The organism is bacterium, from assembly GCA_019637795.1.
Lineage (GTDB): Bacteria > Desulfobacterota > Binatia > HRBIN30 > CADEER01 > JAHBUY01.
The window spans coordinates 184,661-204,542 of the sequence record JAHBUY010000005.1 but is presented as its reverse complement, the minus strand read 5'-3'; the positions used below and the strand labels follow the sequence as shown (position 1 = coordinate 204,542).

Below are 19,882 nucleotides of genomic sequence, written 5' to 3'. Positions count from 1 at the left end.
CCTTGCTCGGCGCTCAGGAATTGCGCCGCTTCAGGATCTCGGTGGCGATGACCAGCACCGCCGTCGAGAGGATGAACACGGTCGAGATGGCGTTCAGCGTCGGATCGAGTCCCTTCTTGACCCGCCCGAAGATCTCCAGCGGCAGCGTCCGCGTGCCGGCGCTGGCGGTGAAATAGGTGACGATGAGCTCGTCCAGCGACAGGGTGAACGACATCAGCGCGCCGGAGATGATCGCCGGCATCAGGAACGGGACGAGCACCCGCCGGAAGGCCCCGGCGGGGGTGGCGCCGAGATCCATCGCCGCCTCCTCGAGCGCCGGATCGAGGCCGGACAGCCGCGCCTGCACCGCCACCATCACGAACGGGAAGCAGAAGGTGACGTGGGAGATGATGATGGTGCTGTAGCCGAGCTCGAGGTTGATCACGACGTAGAGGATCAGGAGGCTGACGCCCATGATCACCTCGGGGATGATCATCGGGATGAAGATCAGCGTCTGCCAGAGACGCAGCGCCGGGAAGCGGTAGCGATAGAGCAGCCAGGCGCCGCCGGTGCCGAGGGCGACCGACAGCACGGTGGTGACGGCGGCGACGATCAGGCTGTTGTTCAGCGACTGCAGCAGCACCCGGTCGTGCCAGATCGCCGCGTACCACTTGAGCGTGAAGCCCTCCCAGAGAATGTTGAGGCGCGAGGTGTTGAAGGAGAAGCCGATCAGGATGGCGATGGGCAGGTAGAAGAACGCCATCACCAGGGCGGTCCAGGAGCCGAGCAGCCAGTTGATCCGCTTCATTCGGGTGGAAGGCGTGTACCCGTCGTGCGGGGGAAAGCCAACCGCTCAGGCGCCGTACACCTCGAGCGCCGCGTCGAAGGTGTTCAGATGGACCCGCACCACCTGCGAGGTGTCCTTGGTGTAGCCGCCGGCGAGCACCCAGGCGACGGGGATGCCGGCGGCGCGCGTCCAGGCGAAGACGCGGCGGTCGCGCTCGCGCAGATCGTCGTGGTCGAGGGCGAGCGGCGAGTAGGGATCCTCGCGATAGGGATCGGCCCCCGCCTGGTAGAGCAGCAGGTCGGGTCGTCCCCAGGCGAGGATGCGCCGCATCCCCTCCTCCAGCGCCGCCAGGAGGACGGCGCGGCCGCTGCCGTTGGGCAGGGCGATCGACTGGTGGTTGGCGCCGTCGACGTGGCGCACCGTGGCGACGTCGCGATGCGCGGTGTTCTGGTGGTAGTCGTTGCCGTAGATCGAGAGGGTGAAGAAGTACGGGCGCGCCGGCGCCAGCGACGCGGTGCCGTTGCCGTAGTGCAGATCGAGGTCGAGCACCGCGATGCGTCGCGCCGCGCCGGCGCCGTGCAGCAGCTCGGCGGCGACCACCAGGCCGTTGAAGGTGCAGAAGCCCTCGCCGTGGTCGGCGTGCGCGTGGTGGAAGCCGCTCACCACCGCGGCCGCGATGCCGTCCCGCAGCGCCCGCCGCGCTGCCGCCACGCAGCCGCCGCCGGTCAGGCACACCGAGGGGTAGAGCTGCGGCGACCAGGCGAACTTCTGCGACTCCGCCAGCGCCCGCGGCTCGCCGGTGCGCACCGCCGTGACGTATTCGCGCGTGTGCACGCGCAGGAGATCGTCCTCGCGCAGAGGCGCCGGCTCCTCGAGGCCGATCCCCGCTCGCCCGCGCAGCCCGTCGGCGACGAGCGAGAACTTGGTGATCGGCATCACGTGGCCCTCGCCGATCGGGGCGGCGTAGCCGGGGTGGTAGTAGGCGGTGATCGTCATGCGCCCTGGAAACACAGATGGACGCCGATGGCCACCGATCGACACCGATGCGCGCGAGCGCGAGCGCGGGCGCGGGCGATCGCCGGCGGAGGAGCGCCCTCGTGGTGTGCGGTGGACATCGCGGTCACGCGAGCGGCGAGCGCAGCGCCACTTCCTCGCCCGGGCCCGGGAAGTGATCGAGCAGCGCCCAGAGAGGCGCCATGTGGTCGGCGCGGCAGTGGACGCCGAACATGGTGTAGAGGGCGCGGACGATGCCGCGCGCCTCGGCGCCGGGCAGGGTGGTCTCGTGCTCGCGGCCGACCCGGCGCACCACCAGGGCCAGCGGCACCGGCTGCAGGGAGCTGGCGTCGATCTCGGCCGCCGGGCGGAAGTCGGGCTGCACGTAGCGCACGGCGTCGGGATCGATCTTGAGAAAGCCGGCGCGGTCGTAGGAGCGCAGCCGCGCCATGATCATCGGCGTGTGGCCGTCGGGATGCTCCATTTCGGCGACCAGCGTGATGCGGTCGCCCGCCGGCTCGCCGGCCGCCGCCGCGCACTCGCGCCCGGCCTGCAGCGGGAAGGCGCGGAGCCAGGCGGAGAGGCCGCCGCCGCGCAGGGGCGGCTCGACGATGACATGGGAGAGATGGACGACGACCTGCCCCGGATGGTCGTCGCGGTGCGGCGGCATCGGCACGATGGCGGTGTGGTCGCGCAGGCCCACGATCTCGTCGCCGGCGAGCACGGCGAGCATTTCATAGAGCAGGGCGTGATGCTCGACCGGCCGACGCGGATCCCAGCCCAGGCGTTGGGCGATCACCGGCTCCTTCTCCATCTCGCCGCGCGCGCCGAACTCGCGCCACAGGCGGTCGTACAGCCGCCGGAACAGCGGATGCGCCGGGGAGCGCACGCGCTCGACGCGCAGCCCCGCCCATTCCATTTCGAGGCCCCGCAGGTCGCCCGGCGCCAAGTCTTCGGGGATCAACCGCGGCGGCTCCACCATCGGGCCACAGATGAACACAGATGGCCGCGGATGAACACCGCTGGTCCGGGCGGCATCGCCTCGGCGCGGGATGGGGTGGGCGCCGCGGGCTTCCGCGGCCATTCCGTGTTCATCGGCTTCCGCGGCCATTCCGTGTTCATCGGTGGTCTCCACGCCGGCGGTGCACTATCCTCCGGGCATGGACGCCAGCCATCTCGCGACGCTGCGCCGGCTCGACGAAGCGCACCTCCTGCACCCGTTCACCGACCACCTCGACCTGCACCGGCAGGGCACGCACGTCATCGAGCAGGCCGCCGGCTGCCACGTCACCGACGAGACCGGCCGCCGCCTGCTCGACGGCCTCGCCGGCCTGTGGTGCGTCAACGTCGGCTACGGCCGGCGCGAGATCGCCGATGCGGTGCACCGGCAGATGGCGTCGGTCTGCTACTACCCGTCGTTCTTCAACACCACCACCGAGCCGACGATCCTGCTCGCCGACAAGATCGCCGCCGCGGCGCCGCCCGGCCTCGGCAAGGTGTTCTTCTCGAACTCCGGTTCCGAGGCCAACGAGACGGCGCTGAAGCTGATCCGCGCCTACCACAAGCTGCGCGGCCGGCCCGGCAAGACGAAGATCCTCACCCGCTCGTTCAGCTACCACGGCGTCGGCCTGGCGACGACCAGCATGACCGGCCTGCCGACCTGCACCGAGCCGTTCGATCTGCCGCTGCCCGGCTTCCTCCACGTTCCCGGGCCGCACCCCTACGGCGTCGACAGCGACCTGTCGCCCGCCGCCTTCGCCGCGCACTGCCTGGCCGAGACCGAACGCGTCATCGCCCGCGAGGGCGCCGACACGATCGCCGCCCTGTTCGCCGAGCCGGTGCAGGGCGCCGGCGGCGTCATCGTGCCGCCGCCCGGCCACCTGCGGGCGCTGCGCGACCTCTGCCGCCGGCACGACATCCTCTTCGTCGCCGACGAGGTGATCACCGGCTTCGGCCGCCTCGGCGCCTGGTTCGCGTCGGTGCTGTGGGATCTCGAGCCCGACCTGCTCACCCTGGCCAAGGGCATCACCAGCGGCTACGTGCCGCTCGGCGCGACGCTGGTCAGCGAGGCGATGACCGAGGTCTTCGAACGCGGCGGCTATCTCGCCCACGGCTTCACCTACAGCGGCCATCCCGTCGCCACCGCCGCCGGGTTGGCCAATCTCGAGATCCTCGAGCGCGAACGGCTGATCGAGCGCGTCCGCGACGACGTCGGCCCCTACTTCCAGCAGCGCCTGCGCGCGCTCGCCGGCCATCCGGTGGTGGGCGAGATCCGCGGCGAGCAACTGATCGGCGCCGTCGATCTGCTGCCGCGCGGCGGCCGGTCGGCGCGCCAGACGCCGCCGGTGCTCGGCGCGCGCGCCGTGGCGCTGGCCCGCGCCGAGGGCCTGATCGTCCGCGGCATCCGCGATCTCATCGCCATCGCGCCGCCGCTCATCGTCAGCCGCGAGGAGATCGACTTCATCTTCGCCACCGTCGGGCGCGTGCTCGATCGGCTGTGGGACTGAGACACGGATGAACACCGATCCCCACGCCCCGCCCGCCGATGGACACGAAGCCACCCCTCCGCCCACTGAAGCAAAGAGGTGGGGCGGGGATCGGTGTTCATCGGGGAGCCGGGGGGGCGGGGATCTGTGTTCATCCGTGTCACGAGGGAGCCGATGACCGAGCCCGCGCGCGACACCGGATTCGTCCCCGCCCTCGGCTATCACTGGTTGACCCGCCTGTACGATCCGCTGCTTGCGCTCACCATGCGCGAACGCGCCCTCAAGCAGCAGTTGGTGGCGCAGGCCGGACTGCGCCCGGGCGCCGACGTGCTCGATTTCGGCTGCGGCACCGGCACGCTGGCCCTGCTGCTGAAAGCGGCGTGCCCGGCGGCGCGGGTGGTAGGGATCGATCCCGATGCCACCGCCCTGGCGCTGGCGCGCCGCAAGCTCGCCGCCGCGGCCGTCGACGTCGAGCTGCGCCAGGGCTTCCTCACCGCCGATACCTTCGCCGCGGCGAGCTTCGACCGCATCGTGTCGTCCCTCGTGCTGCACCACCTCACGCACGACGAACGCGCCGCGGTCTGCGCCGTCTTCCGACGCATTCTGCGACCCGGCGGCGAGCTCCACATCGCCGACTTCGGCGCCCCGCGCGGCGCCTACGCGCGCGTCGTCAGCCGGCTCTTCCGCCACTTCGATGGCGCGGAGAGGACCGCCGACAATCTCGCCGGCCGTCTCGCCGACCAGATCGCCGCCGCCGGGTTCGCGGCCGTGGCGGTGGTCGCGCATCGCGGCACCGTGTTCGGCACCGTCGACTATCTGCGCGCCGTCGCCCCCGCGAGCGCCTGATGCCGGGGGACCGCCGCCGCGCGCTCGCCGCCGCGCTGGTCGCCGCGCTGCTGTTCGGCGCCGCCACGCCGCTGCTCAAACCGCTCGCCGACCGCGTTCCGCCGCTGCTCGTGTCCGGCCTGCTGTACGCCGGGGCGGCGCTGGCGATGCTGCCGGTCGCCGGCCGCCGGAGCGTCCGCGCTCCGCTCGACGCCGCCAACGCCCGGCGGCTCGCCGGCGCGGCGCTCGCCGGCGGCGTGGGGGCGCCACTGGCGCTGCTCGTCGCGCTGCGCCTGGCGAGCGCGGCATCGGTGGCGCTGCTGCTGTCGTTCGAGGCGGCGGCCACGGCGCTGCTCGGGGCGCTGGTCTTCCGCGATCCGCTCGGGCGGCGCGGCTGGCTGGGGGTCGGTCTCGCAGTCGCCGCCGGCGCGCTGCTCGCCTCCGGCGCCGGAGCGCCCGGCGCGCTCGCGGCGCTGTTGGTGGTGACCGCCTGTTTTCTCTGGGCGCTCGACAACCACTTCACCTCGCTGATCGATGCGTTGCCGCCGGCGCGCACCACGCTCATCAAGGCGGCGGTCGCGGGCGCCGTCAGCCTGCTCGCCGCGGCGCTGCTGACGCCGGCGGTGCCGACCGCCGGCGAGGCGCTGTGGGTGCTCGCCGTCGGCGCCGGCTGTTACGGCCTCAGCATCGCCCTGTACATCGGCGCCGCGCAGTGCCTGGGCGCGGTGCGCTCGCAGGCCGCCTTCGCGACCGCGCCCTTCTGGGGGGTCGCGGTGGCGGCGCTGTTCCTCGGCGAGCGCCTCAGCGGGACGATGGTGGTCGCCGCGGGGCTGGCGGCGACGGCGGTGATCCTGATCGCTCGCGACCAGCACGCCCATCGCCATCGCCACGCCGCGGTCGAGCACGCGCATCGCCATCGCCACGACGACGATCATCACGACCACGTCCATGCCGGGCTGCCGGCCGAGCTCGAGCACGTCCATCGCCACGTCCATCCGGTGCTCGAGCACGAGCACCGCCACGTGCCCGACCTGCATCACCGGCATTCGCACTGAGGACGAGCCGTCCGCTGTCAGCCGTCGTCCGCCAGCACGAATGATGGCGGCTGCAGCATGGCCAGGGGGTTCCCAAGTGGCGGCGCTCGCCTATAATCCAGCCGACCAATGGCTCGCGGGAGATGACTCGTCACGTCCTCGCCATCTGGCTGGTGGCGATGCTGCTCGGCGCGCAGCCGCTCGAGGCGCCCTGTGCGGCCGCTTCCTGTTGGCTGGTCCCGGCGATGAGGTGCTGCCAGCACGGCGGCCTGACGCGGCCGGCCTGCTGCTCGCCGGGGCTGCGGCTGGGTGTCCGGGCGCTGGCGACCAGCGACAACACGCCGAAGGGGAGATGGATGGGGGTGGCTACAGGGCCGTCGATCCTCCTCGCCGTCGCCGCGCCGGCGGCGACGGTCGCGATCACCTCCCGGACGCGTGTTGGCCCCCGGCGGGGTAGCTTGTTCGCTCAGCGTACGTCGCTCGTCGTTTGAGGCGGCCCAGGCGCCTGCGGAAGCACTCTCGCGCCCATTGTTCACCCACGCATTCACAGGAGAGGCCCATGAATACCTGGAAGTCGTTTCGTTTCTCTGCCGCCGCGTTCGCCCTCGGGTTGCTGATCGGCGGCGCAGCACCCGTCGTCGCCCAGACCATCACCGCCGACAACGTCGGCGAGATGGTGCAGAAGGCCAGCACCGCCGCCGAGCACACGGCGCTCGCGGACTACTTCCGCGCCCAGGCGAAGGTTGCGAAGGACAACGCCCAGAAACATCGCTCCATGCTGGTCAGCGGTCCGGCGAAGTCCTCGCGTGAGGTCTGGGACGCGCACTGCCGGCGGCTGATCAAGAGCTTCGAGGCCGAGGCGGCCGCGTATGCCGACCTCGCGAAGGAGCAGGACGTGCTCGCCAAGCACGTCGCCGGAAAGAAGTGAGCTGGCGCGGGCTGGGGCGTGCTCGCGCCCCAGCCCGCTCCGCGGCGCGTCGTTCCTCCATTACCGGGATCGCCACCTGCCGCACCGCGGGCTATCGGCGGCAGGGGATGTTGTCAAAGAAGCGCTGGCGCTAGGTGTTGACGACCACCATCACGGAGGAGGGCACATGATCGCACGCATCGCACTCGTGTTCGGGGCAGCCGCCCTGCTGGGCGCCGCCATGGCGACGCCGGGAGGCGCGGCCGAGGACGGCAAGGCGTCGTTCGCCGCTCTCAAATGCACCACCTGCCATTCGGTCACCGCCGCCGGCATCGAGTCCAAGAAGCCGAAGCCGAAGGGTGGCGACCTGTCCGGCATCGGCGGCAAGCACGACGCCGCCTGGATCCAGGACGTGCTGGCCAAGAAGGCGGACACCGGCAAGGGCAAGAAGCACTCGGTGAGCTTCAAGGGCACGCCCGAGCAGGCCAAGGCGATCGCCGACTGGCTGGCGGCGCAGAAGTAGGACCGGCGCCACGGCGTGCGCGGATGCCCGCAGGCTGGTCCGCGCGCGCCGTGGCGGCTCGCTTCGCTCAGCCCTGCCGGCTCCAGACGATGCGGTAGAGGGCCGGGAGGACGACCAGCGTCAGCGCGGTGCTGGTGACGAGGCCGCCGATGACCACGGTGGCGAGCGGGCGCTGGACTTCGGCGCCGGTGCCGGTGGCGAGGGCCATCGGCAGGAAGCCGAGCGAGGCCACCAGCGCGGTCATCAGCACCGGCCGCAGGCGGGTGAGCGCGCCCTGGGTGATCGCCTCCTCCAGCGCCGCGCCCTCGCGCCGCAACTGGCGGATGAACGAGATCAGCACCAGGCCGTTGAGCACCGCGACGCCGGAGAGGGCGATGAAGCCGACGGCGGCGGTGATCGAGAACGGCATGTCGCGCAGCCACAGGGTCGCGACGCCGCCGCTCAGCGCCAGGGGCACGCCGCTGAAGATGATCAGCGCGTCGGCGAAGGAGCCGAAGCTGGCGTAGAGCAGCAGCAGGATGACCAGGAAGCAGAGCGGGACGACCACCGCCAGGCGGCGGCGGGCGTCGAGCAGGCTCTCGAACTGGCCGCCCCATTCGAGCCAGGTGCCGGGGGGCAGGTGCACCGTCGCCTCGACCCGCGCCTGCGCGTCGGCGACGAACGACCCGAGGTCGCGGCCGCGCACGTTGGCCTGCACGACGACCCGCCGCTTGCCGTTCTCGCGGCTGATCTGGTTCGGGCCGTCCTCGAGTCGCAGGCTCGCCAGGGCGCCCAGCGGCACGAAGCGCAACGGCGCGCGGCCGACGTCGTCGCCGCCGAGCGCCAGCCCCCGGCGCGGCCGGTCCTCGTGCGAGAGCAGGATCGGCAGCCGCTCCAGGACGTCGAGGTCCTGGCGCGCCGCCTCGGGCAGGCGGACGACGATGTCGAAGCGCCGATCCCCCTCGAACAACAGGCCGGCGCGGTGGCCGCCGACGCCGGCCGCGACCACCGCGTGCACGTCGGTGACGCTCAGGCCGTAGCGGGCGATGGCCGCGCGGTCGACGTCGATGCTCAGCACCGGCGCGCCGCGCACCGGCTCCACCCGCACGTCCGCGGCGCCGGGGATGGCGGCGATCGCCGCCGCGACCGCGGCCGCCGCCGGCTGCAGCACCGCGAAGTCGTCGCCGAACAGCTTCACCGCCAGGTCGCCGCGCACGCCGGCGAGCAGCTCGTTGAAGCGCATCTGGATCGGCTGCGTGTATTCGTAGCGATTGCCCGGAATGCGGCCGAGCGCCGCGGCGACGCGCTCGCGGACGGCCTCCTTCGGCGCGTCGGGGTCGGGCCACTCGGCGCGCGGTTTGAGGACGACGAAGGTGTCGGAGAGATACGGCGGCATCGGGTCGGCCGCCATCTCCGCCGTGCCGGTGCGCGAGAAGACCAGCGCCACCTCGGGGAACTCGGGAAAGGCGCGCTCCAGGTCGCGCTGCATGCGCGTCGACTGCTCGACCCCGGTGCCCGGAATGCGCGCCGCGTGCACCAGCAGGTCGAGCTCACCGAGCGTCGGCACGAATTCCTGCCCGAGTCGGTTGAACAACAGCACCGCGCCGGCGCACACGGCGACCGCGCCGCCGACCACCAGCCAGCGCAGGCGCAGGGTCCAGCGCACGGTCGGCCGGTAGGCGCGACTGACCAGGGCGATCACCGGATTGGTGTGCGCCCGCGCCGGCTCGCGCACCCAGATCGCCACCATCGCCGGCACGAACGTCAGCGACAGCACGAAGGCGGCGACCAGGGCGAAGATCACGGTCATCGCCATCGGCCGGAACATGCGGCCCTCGACCCCGGTGAGGAACAGCAGCGGCACGTACACCAGGATGATGATCGCCTCGCCGAAGGCCGTGGCGCCGCGCACCTGGGTGCTCGCCTCGCCGACCGCGGCGAGGCGCTCGCTCAGGGTGAGCGGCCGGCCGAGCGTCTCGCGGCGCTCGCCGAGGACGCGCAGGCAGTTCTCGACGATGATCACGGCGCCGTCGACGATGAGGCCGAAGTCGATGGCGCCGAGGCTCATCAGGTTGCCGCTGGTGCGCGTCTGCACCATGCCGATGGCGGTGAGCAGCATCGACAGCGGGATCGCCAGCGCCGTGATCACGGCGGCGCGCAGGTTGCCGAGCAGGGCGAAGAGCACGGCGATGACCAGGATCGCGCCCTCGAGCAGGTTGGTGGCGACGGTGCGGATGACGGCGTCGACGAGCTGCGAGCGGTCGAGCACCGGCGTCACCACGACGTCCGGCGGCAGGGTGCGCTGGATCTCGGTCAGCCGCGCCGCGACCGCGCGCGCCACCGTCCGGCTGTTGGCCCCGAGCAGCATCATCGCCGTGCCGCTCACCACCTCCTCGCCGTTCTGGCTGGCGCTGCCGGTGCGCGGTTCGCCACCGATCGACACCCGCGCCAGGTCGGTGAGGCGGATCGGCGTTCCGCCGCGCTCGGCGACGGCGATGTCGGCCAGCGCGTCCACCGACTCGATGCGCGCCGAGGCGCGCACCACGTAGGCGGCGCCGTGGTGCTCGATGACGCCGGCGCCGGTGCTGAGATTGTTCGCTTCCAGCGCCGCCACCAGGTCGGCGAAGCCGAGGCCGTGCGCGGCGAGCTGGCGCACGTCGGGCTCGACCACCACCTGCTTGACGAAACCGCCGATGGCGTCGATGCCGGCCACGTCGGGCACGCCCTGGAGCTGCGGCCGGATGATCCAGTCCTGCACCGTGCGCAGGTAGGCCGCCTGCTCGATCGGCGTGCGCAACCGTTCGCCTTCGGGGGTGCGGTAGGCGCCGTCGGGCTGCCAGCCGGGCGCGTCGTCGACGACCGCGGCGCCGCGGCCGTCGGGGTGCGCGAAGGCGACGGTCCACATGAAGACGTCGCCCAGGCCGCTGCTGATCGGCCCGAGGCGCGGCTCGGCGCTCGCCGGCAGGCGGTCGCGCACCGCCAGCAGCCGCTCGCCGATCTGCTGGCGCGCGAAGTAGATGTCGGTGCCGTCGCGGAAGACCGCGCTCACCTGCGAGAAGCCGTTGCGCGACAGCGAGCGGGTGCGCTCGAGGCCGGGGATGCCGGCGAGGGCCGTCTCCACCGGGAAGGTGACCTGGCGCTCGATGTCGAGCGGCGACAGCGACGGATCGACGGTGTTGATCTGCACCACCGGGCCGGTGATGTCGGGCACGGCGTCGATCGGCAGCACCCAGAGGGCGCGGGCGCCGAGCGCGGCGACGGCGAGCGTCGCCGCCACCACCGTCCAGCGCCGCTGGATGGAGAAGTGGAGGATGCGGTCGAGCATGGCGCCGATCCTCAGTGGTCGTCGTGGCCGCTCTCGTCGGCCTCGAGCTCCGCCTTGAGGAGGAAGGTGCCGTCCTCGGCGTAGCGCGTGCCGGCGGCGAGGCCGTCGACGATCTCCACCCGCTGCCTGCCGCTGCGCCCGAGGCGCACCGGCCGCGGCTCGACGCGATCGCCGTCGACCACGAACACCACCGGCGCGCCGCCCATGCGCTGCACGGCGCTGCGCGGCACGACGACCGCGGCGGGTTGGGGATCGAGCACGTGCGCGGTGACGAACAGGCCGGGGCGCCACAGGCCGGTGGCGTTGGCCAGGACGACGCGGGCGATCGCGGTGCGGGTCGCCTGGTCGAGCACCGGGCTGATGAAGGAGACGGCGCCGTCCGCCTCGCCGACGCCGTGGCCGCCGAGCACGCGCACCCGCTCGCCGATGCGGACCGCCGCCAGGTCCTTCTGGTAGACGTTGATCTCGACCCAGACGGTGGCGAGATCGGCGACGACGAACGCCGGCGCCCCGGGGCCCACCGTCTCGCCGGGGGTGACGTGCTGGTCGATCACCGTCCCGTCGAAGGCCGTGGTGAGCGGGTAGGGGGCCAGCGTGTCGCTCTCGACGATCGCCAGGGTCTGGCCGGCGCGCACCGCGTCGCCCACCCGCACCCGCACCTCGCGCACCCGGCCGGCGAACTGCGCCGCCACGTGCGCGGTGCGCTCGGCGTTCGGCCGCACCTCACCCGGCAGCTCGACGCCGGTGTCGACCATGCCGGGGCCGGCGCTGGCGAAGCGGACGCCGAAGCGCTCGAAGTCGGCGACGGTGAAGTGGGAGTCCTCGTGCCCGGCGGGCGCCGCGTCGGCGCCCAGCGGCGGCGCAGCGGCGGCGAGCACGAGCAGCAGCGTGGGGATTGTCCTCCGGCGGCTCATCGCAGCACCTCGCCGGGCAGCGCGTCGGGGTCGGTCGGCTCGCCGTCGTCGGGTGGCCGGCCGAGCAGCCGCTCGAGCTCGGCGGCGGTCTGGTGATAGGCGGCGAGGACCTCGATCTCGCGGCTGCGCAGGTCGAACAGCGCCCGTTGCGCGTCGCCCAGCTCATCGAGCGGCAGGGCGCCGCGGCGAAAGGCGGCGCGGCTGGTGGCCAGCGCCGCGTCGGCATCGGGCAGGGCGTGCTCGCGCAACACCGCCGTCTGCGCATAGCCGGCGACGAGGGCCGCCTGGGCACGGGTCACCGCGGCGCGCAGCGCCACGGCGGCGGCGCGCCGCTCCGCCTCGCCGGCGGCGAGGTGGCTGCGCGCTGCCTCGATGGCGCCCTGGCGGCGGTCGAACACCGGCAGCGGCAGCGTGACCTCGGCGACCAGGGCGACGTCGCCGGTGTCGCTGAAGTAGCGCGGGCCGGCGCCGAGCAGCAGGTCGGGCACGGCGCCGGCGCGCTCGGCGCGCACCGCCGACTGGCGGGCGCCGAGCTCGCGCTGCCAGCGGGTCAGCTCCGGCGCCGCGTCGAGGCGCCCGAGCAGTGCCGGCAGCGGCGGCGGCGGCGCCAGGTGGCGCAGGTCGCCCTCCGCCGCGGTGAGCGGCGGGTCGTCGTCCGCCCACAGGGCCGCCAGGGCGGCGCGCGCCGCCGTCAGCTCCTGGTGGCGCCGCAGGCGCAGCAGGACGGCTTCGTTGCGCAGCAGCCGGGCGCGCAGGACGTGCACCTCCGAGGCGGCGCCGGCCCGCGCCTGCGCCGCCACCGCCGCCACCGTCTCGGTCGCCAGCGCCTCGAGCCGGTCGGCCAGGTGGAGCTGTTCCTGAGCTGCCAGCACGGCGACGAACGCCTGCGCCACGCTGGCCGCCACCGCGGCCTGGCGCAGCTCGACGTCGGCGGCGGCGGTGTCGCGCTCGCCCTCGGCGACCGCGACGCGCGCCGGGCGCTTGCCGCCGAGCTCGACGCGCTGCAACAGCCTGGCGGTGGTCTCCGCCGATTCGACGCCGGCGAGATCGCCGGAGCCGCCGATGTTCTCCGCCTCGAGCCGCAGCTCGGGATTGGGCAGCAGCCCGGCCTGCCAGACCTGCGCCTGGCGGGTGCCGACGGCCAGCGCCGCGGCGTCGATGTCGGGATTGTGGCGGAGCGCCGCCGTCAGCGCCTCGCGATAGGTGAGCGGGGCGGCGGCGGTCGCGGTGGTCAGGGTCAGGGCGAACGTGAGCGCGGCACGGTGGCACAGCATGAGTCGTCTCGCGGGTCGGCCGCGTCCGTCGGTGGACGCGGCGGGATCGTCAGGAGCCGCAGGGCGGCGGGTGGCGGATCCGCGGCGCGAGACTCAGAGCTGCAGCACGATGCTGCGCGGCGGTGCCGGACGATCGGGCGCCGCGACGGTCGCCCGCCGCGGCGCGGCGGTGGCGGTCGCCACGCGAGCGTGGCGCGCCGGCACCAGGGCGGCGAACGCCATGCCGCAGCCGTCCAGCGACGGCGCCCCCCGCAGGCCCACGGCATCGACGAGCACCGGAATGTCGCGGCAGCCGTGCGCCGCGTCCTCATGCCCGGGGTCGCACTCGTCCTCGAGGCAACGGGTGTATCCCGGCGGGGCGGTTTCGAGCTCGACGCAGCCGTCGCTGGAGACGCAGATGACGACGGCGTTCGCCGGCGCCAGGGCGGCGAAGAGCTGCAGGGCGAGCGCCAGCAGGAGCGTCGGACGGAACATCGGCATCACGTGTCTAGCACAGGAGCGGCCGCCGGCCAGCGGCGGGCGGGCGCGGCCGCGCCGATCGGGGATGGGCGATCGTCGCGGGAGCGCCGTCGCGAGTCGTCACGGCGCCTCCGTGACGGCGGCGCGCGGCGACGGGAAGCGGTCCTTCCACAGGGAGTACAACACCGGATAGACCAGCAGCTCCATGCCGAACGAGGTGAAGACGCCGCCGACCATCGGGGCGGCGACGCGCTTCATCAGATCGGCGCCGGTGCCGATCGACCACATCAGGGGCAGCAGCCCCATGAACATCGCCGTCACCGTCATCATCTTGGGCCGGATGCGGCGCACGGCGCCGTGCACGATGGCCTCCTCGAGATCGGCGCGCCCGTTCATCCGCCCGGCGCGGCGGCGTTCGTCGTAGGCGAGGTCGAGGAACAGCAGCATGAAGACGCCGGTCTCGGCGTCGAGGCCCATCAGCGCGATCATGCCGACCCAGACGGCGATCGAGAGGTGGTAGCCGAGCGCGTAGAGGAGCCAGATGGCGCCGACCAGGGAGAACGGCACGGCGAGCAGCACGATGCCGGCCTTCACCGCCGATTTGGTGTTCAGATACAGCAGCAGCGCGATGAGGAAGATGGTGAGCGGCAGCACGAAGACCAGGCGTTGGCGGACGCGCGCCAGGTTCTCGTACTGGCCGGACCAGATCAGCGAGTAGCCGGTCGGCAGGGTCAGCCTCTCGCCGACCACCTGCTTGGCCTCGTCGACGTAGCCGCCGATGTCGCGGCCGCTCATGTCCACGTACACGTAGCCGGCGAGCTGGCCGTTCTCGTTGCGGATCATCGCCGGCCCCTCGCGCTTGCGGATGTCGGCGATCTGCGCCAGCGGGATCTGGGCGCCGCCGGCGGTCGGCACCAGGACGCGGCGCAGCGCCGGCAGATCGTCGCGGAAGTCGCGCGCGTAGCGCACGTTGACCGGGTAGCGCTCGCGGCCCTCGATGGCGGTGGTCACGGTCTCGCCGCCGATCGCCGAGAGGATCACCGACTGGGCGTCGTCGACCGACAGGCCGTAGCGGGCGAGGGCGGCGCGATCGAGGTCGAAGTCGAGGTAGTAGCCGCCGGCGGTGCGTTCGGCGAGGACATTGCGCGTCCCCGGCACGCCGCGCAGGATCGCCTCGAGCTCCTCGCCGATGTGCTGGATGACCGCGAGGTCGGGGCCGAGGATCTTGATGCCGATCGGCGTGCGCACGCCGGTGGACAGCATGTCGATGCGGTTCTTGATCGGCATCGTCCAGATATTGGGGATGCCCGCGAAGCGGAGCTGCCGATCCATCTCGTTCTGCAGCTCCTCGAAGGTGCGGTGCGGCGGCACGAAACGGGCGCCGATCGCCTGCACCCAGCGCGGCCAGTCCGAGTACCAGCGCGGAACGCGCCGCCACTCCGACTCCGGCTTCAGCAGGACCGTCGTCTCGACCATCGAGAACGGGGCCGGGTCGGTCGGGCTGTCCGCGCGCCCGGCTTTGCCGAAGACCCGCGCCACCTCGGGGAAGGTCATCAGCACGCGATCCTGCGCCTGCAGGATGCGCTGCGCCTCGGTCACCGACATGCCGGGGAGGGCGGTCGGCATGTAGAGGAAGTCGCCCTCGTTGAGCGGTGGCATGAACTCGGAGCCGAGGCGGAGGTAGACCGGCACCGTCGACGCCACCAGGGCGAGCGCGACGATGAGGGTCAGGGCGCGGTGTCGCAGCACGAAGCGGCACGCCGGCTCGTAGAGAAAGAACAGGACCCGGCTGATCGGGTGCCGCTCCTCGCGGTAATAGCGGCCGACCACCAGCAGGTTGGCGAGGCGGGCCAACGGTCGCGGTCGGAAGCGGAAGTCGGTCATGCGCGTGAACAGCATGCGCATGGCGGGATCGAGGGTGATGGCGAGCAGCGCCGCGATCGCCATGGCGAGGTTCTTCGAGATGGCGAGGGGCCGGAACAGGCGGCCCTCCTGGTCGACCAGCACGAAGATCGGCAGGAAGGCGACGGCGATCACCAGCAGCGAGAAGAAGACCGACGGCCCGACCTCCTTGAGCGCCTGCAGGCGCACGGCGTGGAAGTCGCCGCGGCGGCCGCCGGCGACCCACTCCTCGAGCCGTTTGTAGGCGTTCTCGACCTCGACGATGGCGCCGTCGACCAGCACGCCGATCGAGATCGCGATGCCGGCCAGCGACATGATGTTGGCGCTGAGGCCGAGATAGTAGAAGGGCAGGAAGGAGAGGACGACCGACACCGGAATGGTGACGATCGGGATGATCGCCGACGGGATGTGCCAGAGGAAGACGAGGATGACCAGGCTGACGATCAGCATCTCCTCGCCGAGGGCGTGCAGCAGGGTGTCGATCGACCGTTGGATGAGGCCGGAGCGATCGTAGGTGGTGACGACCTCGACGCCGGGCGGCAGCGACGGCTGCAGCTCCGCGAGCCGCGCCTTCACCCGCTCGATGACGGTGAGGGCGTTCTCGCCCTGGCGCATGACGACGATGCCGCCGACGGTGTCGCCGAGGCCGTCGAGGTCGGCGACGCCGCGCCGCATGTCGGGCCCGACGACGACGTCGGCGACGCTGCGCAGCAGGATCGGCGTGCCGGTCCTGGCCTCGACGCCGACCACCGCCTGCGCCAGGTCGTCGACGCCCTTCAGGTAGCCGCGGCCGCGCACCATGTACTCGGTGCCGGCGAATTCCATCAGCCGCCCGCCGACCTCGTCGTTGCTCTTGCGCACCGCGTCGATGACCTGGGTGAGCGGGATGCCGTAGGCGAGCAGGCGGGTCGGATCGACGTTGACCTGGTACTGCTTGGTGAACCCGCCGACGGCCGCCACCTCGGCGACGCCGGGGACGGCCTGCAGGTGATAGCGCAGGTACCAGTCCTGCAGGCTGCGGAGCTGCGCCAGGTCGTACTGGCCGCTGCGGTCGACCAGCGCGTACTGGTACACCCAGCCGACGCTCGTCGCATCCGGTCCGATCTCGGTGCGCACCCCCTCGGGCAGCCGCGGCAGGATCTTGCTCAGGTACTCGAGCACCCGCGAGCGCGCCCAGTAGAGATCGGTGCCGTCCTCGAAGATGACGTAGACGTACGAGTAGCCGAAGTCGGAGAAGCCGCGGATCGCCTTCACCTTCGGCGCGCCGAGCAGCGCGGTGACGATCGGGTAGGTGACCTGGTCCTCGAGGATGTCGGGGCTGCGGTCCCAGCGCGAGAAGACGATCACCTGGGTGTCCGAGAGGTCGGGAATCGCGTCGAGGGGGACGCGGCGGATCGCCCACCAGGCGCCCGCCAGCGCCACCGCCGTGAGCACCAGGACGAGCACCCGGTTGCGGGCGCTGAATTCGATGATGCGCTCGATCATCGCCGCCTCAGGGGATGTTCTCGCGCTGGAAGGCGGCGACCGCGGCGCGGAAGCGCGATTCCGAGTCGATGAGGAAGTTGGCGGAGGTGACGACCTCCGCCCCGGGATCGACGCCGGCGACGATTTCCGTCCAGCCGTCGGCCTCGCGGCCGGTGCGCACGGCGCGCGGCGTGAAGCGGGTGCCGTCCTCGATCACGAAGATGAACTGCTCGCGGCCGGTGTCGAGAATGGCGTCGCTCGGCACCGCGACCACCTCGGCGGTCGGCACGTGGATGAGCGCGGTGACGAACGACTCCGGGCGCAGCGAGCGGTCGGCGTTGCCCACCTGCACGCGCACCCGCGCCGTGCGCGTCGCGGCGTCGAGGATCGGGTCGATGGCCGCCACCGTGCCGTGGTAGGTGCGATCGGCCTGCGACGGCACGCTCACCGTCACCGGCTGGCCGGGCCGCACCGACTCGATCTCGTACTCGTACACCTGGGCGTAGATCCATGCGGTGGCGCCGGGCAGCAGCAGCGCCTGCGGGTCGCCGCCGCCGCGGCCGATGTCGCGCACCTGCGCCTCGGACAGGCCGAGCTGGCGCAGGCGCAGCGCCGCGGCGCGGGCGATGGCGTCGCTGCCCTCGCGCGTCTCGGGCAGCGCCTCCTGCAGCCGCGCCCGCCCGGCCAACGCCTGCCGGTAGTCGTTGATCGCCTGGTAGAGCGCCGGGTCGTAGGCGACGGTGCCGACGGCGCGGATGTCGCGCGACAGCGGCCGGCGTTCGACGCGGCCGCGGCGGACGCCGATCAACTGCTGCCGTTCGCGCGACAGCGAGAACGCGGCGTGGCCGGCGACCTCGCTCGCGCCGACCGGCGATTCGCCCGTGTCGTCGGCGTAGACCGGGAGGTAGTCCATCCCCATCTCGTCCTGCGCCGGCACCGGCGAGGTGACGTCGGCGCGCATCGGATGGCGATAGAAGAGCGGCGTCCGTTCGCCGCGCGGCGCCGGGGTGATCGGGTGCGTGCCGTCGTCCACCAGGCTCAGCGGCATCTGGCAGATCGGGCAGGTGCCGGGATGCTCGGAGACGATCTGCGGGTGCATCGAGCACTGGTACTTCGGCGCGTGCCGGGTGGCGGTCGCCGCCGGGCCGGCGGCGAGGCGGGCGTCGAGCAGCGGCCGGCCGGCGTAGCCGGCGGCGAGCGCGGCGAGCAGCAGGAGGGCGACGAGGAGATGGCGCGGGCGCATGATCGGCCTCATTCCGCGGCGGCGTCGAGCGCGCCGCCGACGGCGCGTTCCAGCGCGGCGACGGCGCGCAGCCAGTCGGCGGCCGCCTCGGCGTGCTGGAGGTGGGTGTCCTGCATGGTGCGCAGGGCGTCGAGCAGGGCGGCGAAGCTCACCGCGCCGCTGGCGTAGGCGGCCTCGGTGGCCGACACCGCCTGCTCGGCGTGCGGCACGTGCGTGCTGCGCGCCAGCTCGTACTCGAGCGCGGCGGCGTTGGCCTGGGCGTACGCCTGGGCGACGTCGCGGCGCACGCCGTCCTGCAGCCCGCGCAGGGCCGACTCGGCGCCGCTGACGCGCACCCGCGCTTCGCTCGTCGCGGCGCCGTACTTCTCGAGATGGGCGAAGGGCAGGGTCACCGACGCCATGGCGCCGAAGCCGTCGCTGCGGCCGTAGTTGAGGAAGCGGCCGACGCTGACCTCGAAGTCCGGCAGGTAGCCGAGCTCGGCGAGCGCCACCCCCGACTGCTCGCGCTCGATCATCGCCCGCTGTCCGGCGAGCTCCGGGCGCGTGCCGAGGGCGCGTTCGATCAGCGTCGCCAGCGGGGTATCGATCGGCCGCACCGGCGGCGGCTCGGGGTCGCCGAGCGGCGCGTCCGGGGTGCGGCTGAGCAGGGCGTTCAGCTCGGCGCGGGCGGCGTCGATCGTCAGGCCGGCGGTGCGCTGCGCGATGACCGAGTGGGTGAGCTCCACCTGGGCGCGCAGCACGTCGGCCTGCGCCGTCTGTCCGATGGCGTACTGGCTCTCGGCGGTGCGGGCCGAGCGCTCGAACAGGGCGCGGTCGCGGGCGATGATGCGGGCCCGCTCGCCGGCGAACCAGAGGTCGGCGTAGGCGCGGGTGACGGCGGCGCGCACGTCGAGCCGGGTGCCGCGCGCCTCCTCGCCGGCGGCGTCCGCCTCGTGCGTCGCGGCCACCCCGGCGAGCCGGCGCTTGCCGGGGAAGGGCAGCTTCTGGGTCAGGCGGAAGATGTTGTTCTCGGCGGCGTCGATGCGCCACGACTCGGGAATGTCCCAGGCCTCCCAGCTCAGGGTCGGATCGTCGAACGCCGACACCTGCGCCGGCCGGGCGCGCAGCGCCTGGGCGCGCTGACCGGCGGTGGCGATCGCCGGGTTGTCGCGCAGCGCGATGGCGAGGACGTCGGCGAGCCGCAGCGGTTCGGCGAGCGCCGGCCGCGTCACGGCGAGCGCGGCGAGGATGAGTGTGGCTGGCGAACGCCCCCAGCGGGCGAGCGCGCGCAATGCAAGCTGCATGATCTGCTCCTGTGTGCAGCGCCCGGCAGGGCGCGACATCGCGGGGCGGTCCCCGCGCCGGCGATCGATCCCGTCGACGGGATCGCCGGTTCACAGCAGCAGGCAGGTGTGCTGGCGGAGCAGGGAGTCGGGTGGTCCGATCCCGGGCGGCGGCGCGGCGGTCAGCGGCGCGCTGAGGAGCGCCGCGGTCGTCGCCGGCAGGCGGGCCGGCAGGGCCAGTGGCAGCGGCGCCTGCGGCGCGCGTTCGAGCGCCGCGGCGGGCGCCGGCGCGGCCTTGCCGAGACGGCCATCGCAGCAGCTTCGCGCCTGCTGGATGCCGTCCACCGGACAGCAGCGCATGCGGGCGCGCGTCATCTGCGCGCAGGACGTGGTGGCGCAGGCCGACGACATCAAGCCGCCGAGGGCGATGACGACGACCAGCAGCGCGGTACCGACGCGGCGCAGCATGACCCGGCGATCATGCGAGCCGGCGGGGTGGGTGTCAACGGCCATCTGCGAACAGATG

The 19,882-nt window shown here is 73.0% G+C and carries 17 protein-coding genes; 5 read left to right on the top strand and 12 right to left on the bottom strand.

What is annotated here, in order from left to right; translation table 11 throughout:
* Positions 1-13: 13 nt before the first annotated feature.
* The 3 genes from KF840_17895 to KF840_17885 all read right to left on the bottom strand — a co-directional run bounded on the left by KF840_17895 (position 14) and on the right by KF840_17885 (position 2,723).
* Positions 14-787 (bottom strand): ABC transporter permease, encoded by a 774-nt coding sequence (locus KF840_17895; GenBank protein ID MBX3026783.1) that lies wholly within the window; start codon positions 785-787, stop codon positions 14-16.
* Positions 788-832: 45 nt separating this feature from the next.
* Positions 833-1,762 carry a histone deacetylase gene (locus KF840_17890; protein MBX3026782.1) on the bottom strand — a complete coding sequence of 310 codons (930 nt, stop codon included), beginning with the start codon at positions 1,760-1,762 and terminating at the stop codon, positions 833-835.
* A gap of 124 nt (positions 1,763-1,886) precedes the next feature.
* A complete protein-coding gene (locus tag KF840_17885; GenBank protein MBX3026781.1) occupies positions 1,887-2,723 on the bottom strand; it encodes a hypothetical protein in 837 nt (278 codons plus the stop codon).
* A 196-nt stretch (positions 2,724-2,919) separates the two neighbouring features.
* Here KF840_17885 and KF840_17880 point away from each other — a divergent pair, with 196 nt between their 5' ends.
* The 3 genes from KF840_17880 to KF840_17870 all read left to right on the top strand — a co-directional run bounded on the left by KF840_17880 (position 2,920) and on the right by KF840_17870 (position 6,125).
* Positions 2,920-4,266: an aminotransferase class III-fold pyridoxal phosphate-dependent enzyme gene (locus tag KF840_17880; GenBank protein ID MBX3026780.1), complete on the top strand. Its 1,347-nt coding sequence runs from the start codon at positions 2,920-2,922 to the stop codon at positions 4,264-4,266.
* A gap of 153 nt (positions 4,267-4,419) precedes the next feature.
* On the top strand, positions 4,420-5,091 hold the full coding sequence (locus tag KF840_17875) for a class I SAM-dependent methyltransferase (protein ID MBX3026779.1): 672 nt from the start codon (positions 4,420-4,422) through the stop codon (positions 5,089-5,091).
* Positions 5,091-6,125 carry a DMT family transporter gene (locus KF840_17870; protein MBX3026778.1) on the top strand — a complete coding sequence of 345 codons (1,035 nt, stop codon included), beginning with the start codon at positions 5,091-5,093 and terminating at the stop codon, positions 6,123-6,125. Before KF840_17875 ends, KF840_17870 begins: the two co-directional genes overlap by 1 nt.
* A 130-nt stretch (positions 6,126-6,255) precedes the next feature.
* On the opposite strand, the gene KF840_17865 is transcribed toward KF840_17870, so the two are convergent.
* Positions 6,256-6,528: a hypothetical protein gene (locus KF840_17865; protein ID MBX3026777.1), complete on the bottom strand. Its 273-nt coding sequence runs from the start codon at positions 6,526-6,528 to the stop codon at positions 6,256-6,258.
* A gap of 135 nt (positions 6,529-6,663) precedes the next feature.
* On the opposite strand from KF840_17865, the gene KF840_17860 reads away from it, so the two are divergent.
* A complete protein-coding gene (locus KF840_17860; protein ID MBX3026776.1) occupies positions 6,664-7,032 on the top strand; it encodes a hypothetical protein in 369 nt (122 codons plus the stop codon).
* A 166-nt stretch (positions 7,033-7,198) separates the two neighbouring features.
* A complete protein-coding gene (locus KF840_17855) occupies positions 7,199-7,534 on the top strand; it encodes a c-type cytochrome (protein ID MBX3026775.1) in 336 nt (111 codons plus the stop codon).
* Positions 7,535-7,601: 67 nt separating this feature from the next.
* Here the strand turns inward: KF840_17855 and KF840_17850 are convergent, their stop codons facing one another.
* From KF840_17850 to KF840_17815, 8 genes are all read right to left on the bottom strand, one after another.
* A complete protein-coding gene (locus KF840_17850) occupies positions 7,602-10,838 on the bottom strand; it encodes a CusA/CzcA family heavy metal efflux RND transporter (protein MBX3026774.1) in 3,237 nt (1,078 codons plus the stop codon).
* 11 nt (positions 10,839-10,849) lie between these two features.
* The gene (locus tag KF840_17845; protein ID MBX3026773.1) at positions 10,850-11,752 is read right to left on the bottom strand and encodes an efflux RND transporter periplasmic adaptor subunit; all 903 of its coding nucleotides are present in this window, start codon (positions 11,750-11,752) and stop codon (positions 10,850-10,852) included.
* Positions 11,749-13,026: a TolC family protein gene (locus KF840_17840; GenBank protein MBX3026772.1), complete on the bottom strand. Its 1,278-nt coding sequence runs from the start codon at positions 13,024-13,026 to the stop codon at positions 11,749-11,751. The genes KF840_17845 and KF840_17840 overlap by 4 nt, the downstream gene beginning before the upstream one ends.
* 93 nt (positions 13,027-13,119) lie before the next feature.
* The gene (locus tag KF840_17835) at positions 13,120-13,500 is read right to left on the bottom strand and encodes a hypothetical protein (protein ID MBX3026771.1); all 381 of its coding nucleotides are present in this window, start codon (positions 13,498-13,500) and stop codon (positions 13,120-13,122) included.
* A gap of 105 nt (positions 13,501-13,605) precedes the next feature.
* Positions 13,606-16,872: an efflux RND transporter permease subunit gene (locus KF840_17830; protein ID MBX3026770.1), complete on the bottom strand. Its 3,267-nt coding sequence runs from the start codon at positions 16,870-16,872 to the stop codon at positions 13,606-13,608.
* A gap of 7 nt (positions 16,873-16,879) precedes the next feature.
* Complete coding sequence (locus tag KF840_17825) at positions 16,880-18,094, bottom strand: efflux RND transporter periplasmic adaptor subunit (GenBank protein MBX3026769.1); 1,215 nt, start codon at positions 18,092-18,094, stop codon at positions 16,880-16,882.
* A gap of 8 nt (positions 18,095-18,102) precedes the next feature.
* On the bottom strand, positions 18,103-19,377 hold the full coding sequence (locus KF840_17820) for a TolC family protein (protein ID MBX3026768.1): 1,275 nt from the start codon (positions 19,375-19,377) through the stop codon (positions 18,103-18,105).
* Between the two features lie 90 nt (positions 19,378-19,467).
* Entirely contained in the window at positions 19,468-19,869 is a 402-nt protein-coding gene (locus KF840_17815; GenBank protein MBX3026767.1) for a hypothetical protein, read from the bottom strand.
* Between the last annotated feature and the right edge of the window lie 13 nt (positions 19,870-19,882).

Coding starts and splice junctions, on each gene's coding strand:
- KF840_17895 (MBX3026783.1), bottom strand. CDS start 787: ATGAAGCGGATCAACTGGCTGCTCGGCTCCTGGACCGCCCTGGTGATG.
- KF840_17890 (MBX3026782.1), bottom strand. CDS start 1,762: ATGACGATCACCGCCTACTACCACCCCGGCTACGCCGCCCCGATCGGC.
- KF840_17880 (MBX3026780.1), top strand. CDS start 2,920: ATGGACGCCAGCCATCTCGCGACGCTGCGCCGGCTCGACGAAGCGCAC.
- KF840_17875 (MBX3026779.1), top strand. CDS start 4,420: ATGACCGAGCCCGCGCGCGACACCGGATTCGTCCCCGCCCTCGGCTAT.
- KF840_17870 (MBX3026778.1), top strand. CDS start 5,091: ATGCCGGGGGACCGCCGCCGCGCGCTCGCCGCCGCGCTGGTCGCCGCG.
- KF840_17860 (MBX3026776.1), top strand. CDS start 6,664: ATGAATACCTGGAAGTCGTTTCGTTTCTCTGCCGCCGCGTTCGCCCTC.
- KF840_17855 (MBX3026775.1), top strand. CDS start 7,199: ATGATCGCACGCATCGCACTCGTGTTCGGGGCAGCCGCCCTGCTGGGC.
- KF840_17850 (MBX3026774.1), bottom strand. CDS start 10,838: ATGCTCGACCGCATCCTCCACTTCTCCATCCAGCGGCGCTGGACGGTG.
- KF840_17845 (MBX3026773.1), bottom strand. CDS start 11,752: ATGAGCCGCCGGAGGACAATCCCCACGCTGCTGCTCGTGCTCGCCGCC.
- KF840_17840 (MBX3026772.1), bottom strand. CDS start 13,026: ATGCTGTGCCACCGTGCCGCGCTCACGTTCGCCCTGACCCTGACCACC.
- KF840_17835 (MBX3026771.1), bottom strand. CDS start 13,500: ATGTTCCGTCCGACGCTCCTGCTGGCGCTCGCCCTGCAGCTCTTCGCC.
- KF840_17830 (MBX3026770.1), bottom strand. CDS start 16,872: ATGATCGAGCGCATCATCGAATTCAGCGCCCGCAACCGGGTGCTCGTC.
- KF840_17825 (MBX3026769.1), bottom strand. CDS start 18,094: ATGCGCCCGCGCCATCTCCTCGTCGCCCTCCTGCTGCTCGCCGCGCTC.
- KF840_17820 (MBX3026768.1), bottom strand. CDS start 19,377: ATGCAGCTTGCATTGCGCGCGCTCGCCCGCTGGGGGCGTTCGCCAGCC.
- KF840_17815 (MBX3026767.1), bottom strand. CDS start 19,869: ATGGCCGTTGACACCCACCCCGCCGGCTCGCATGATCGCCGGGTCATG.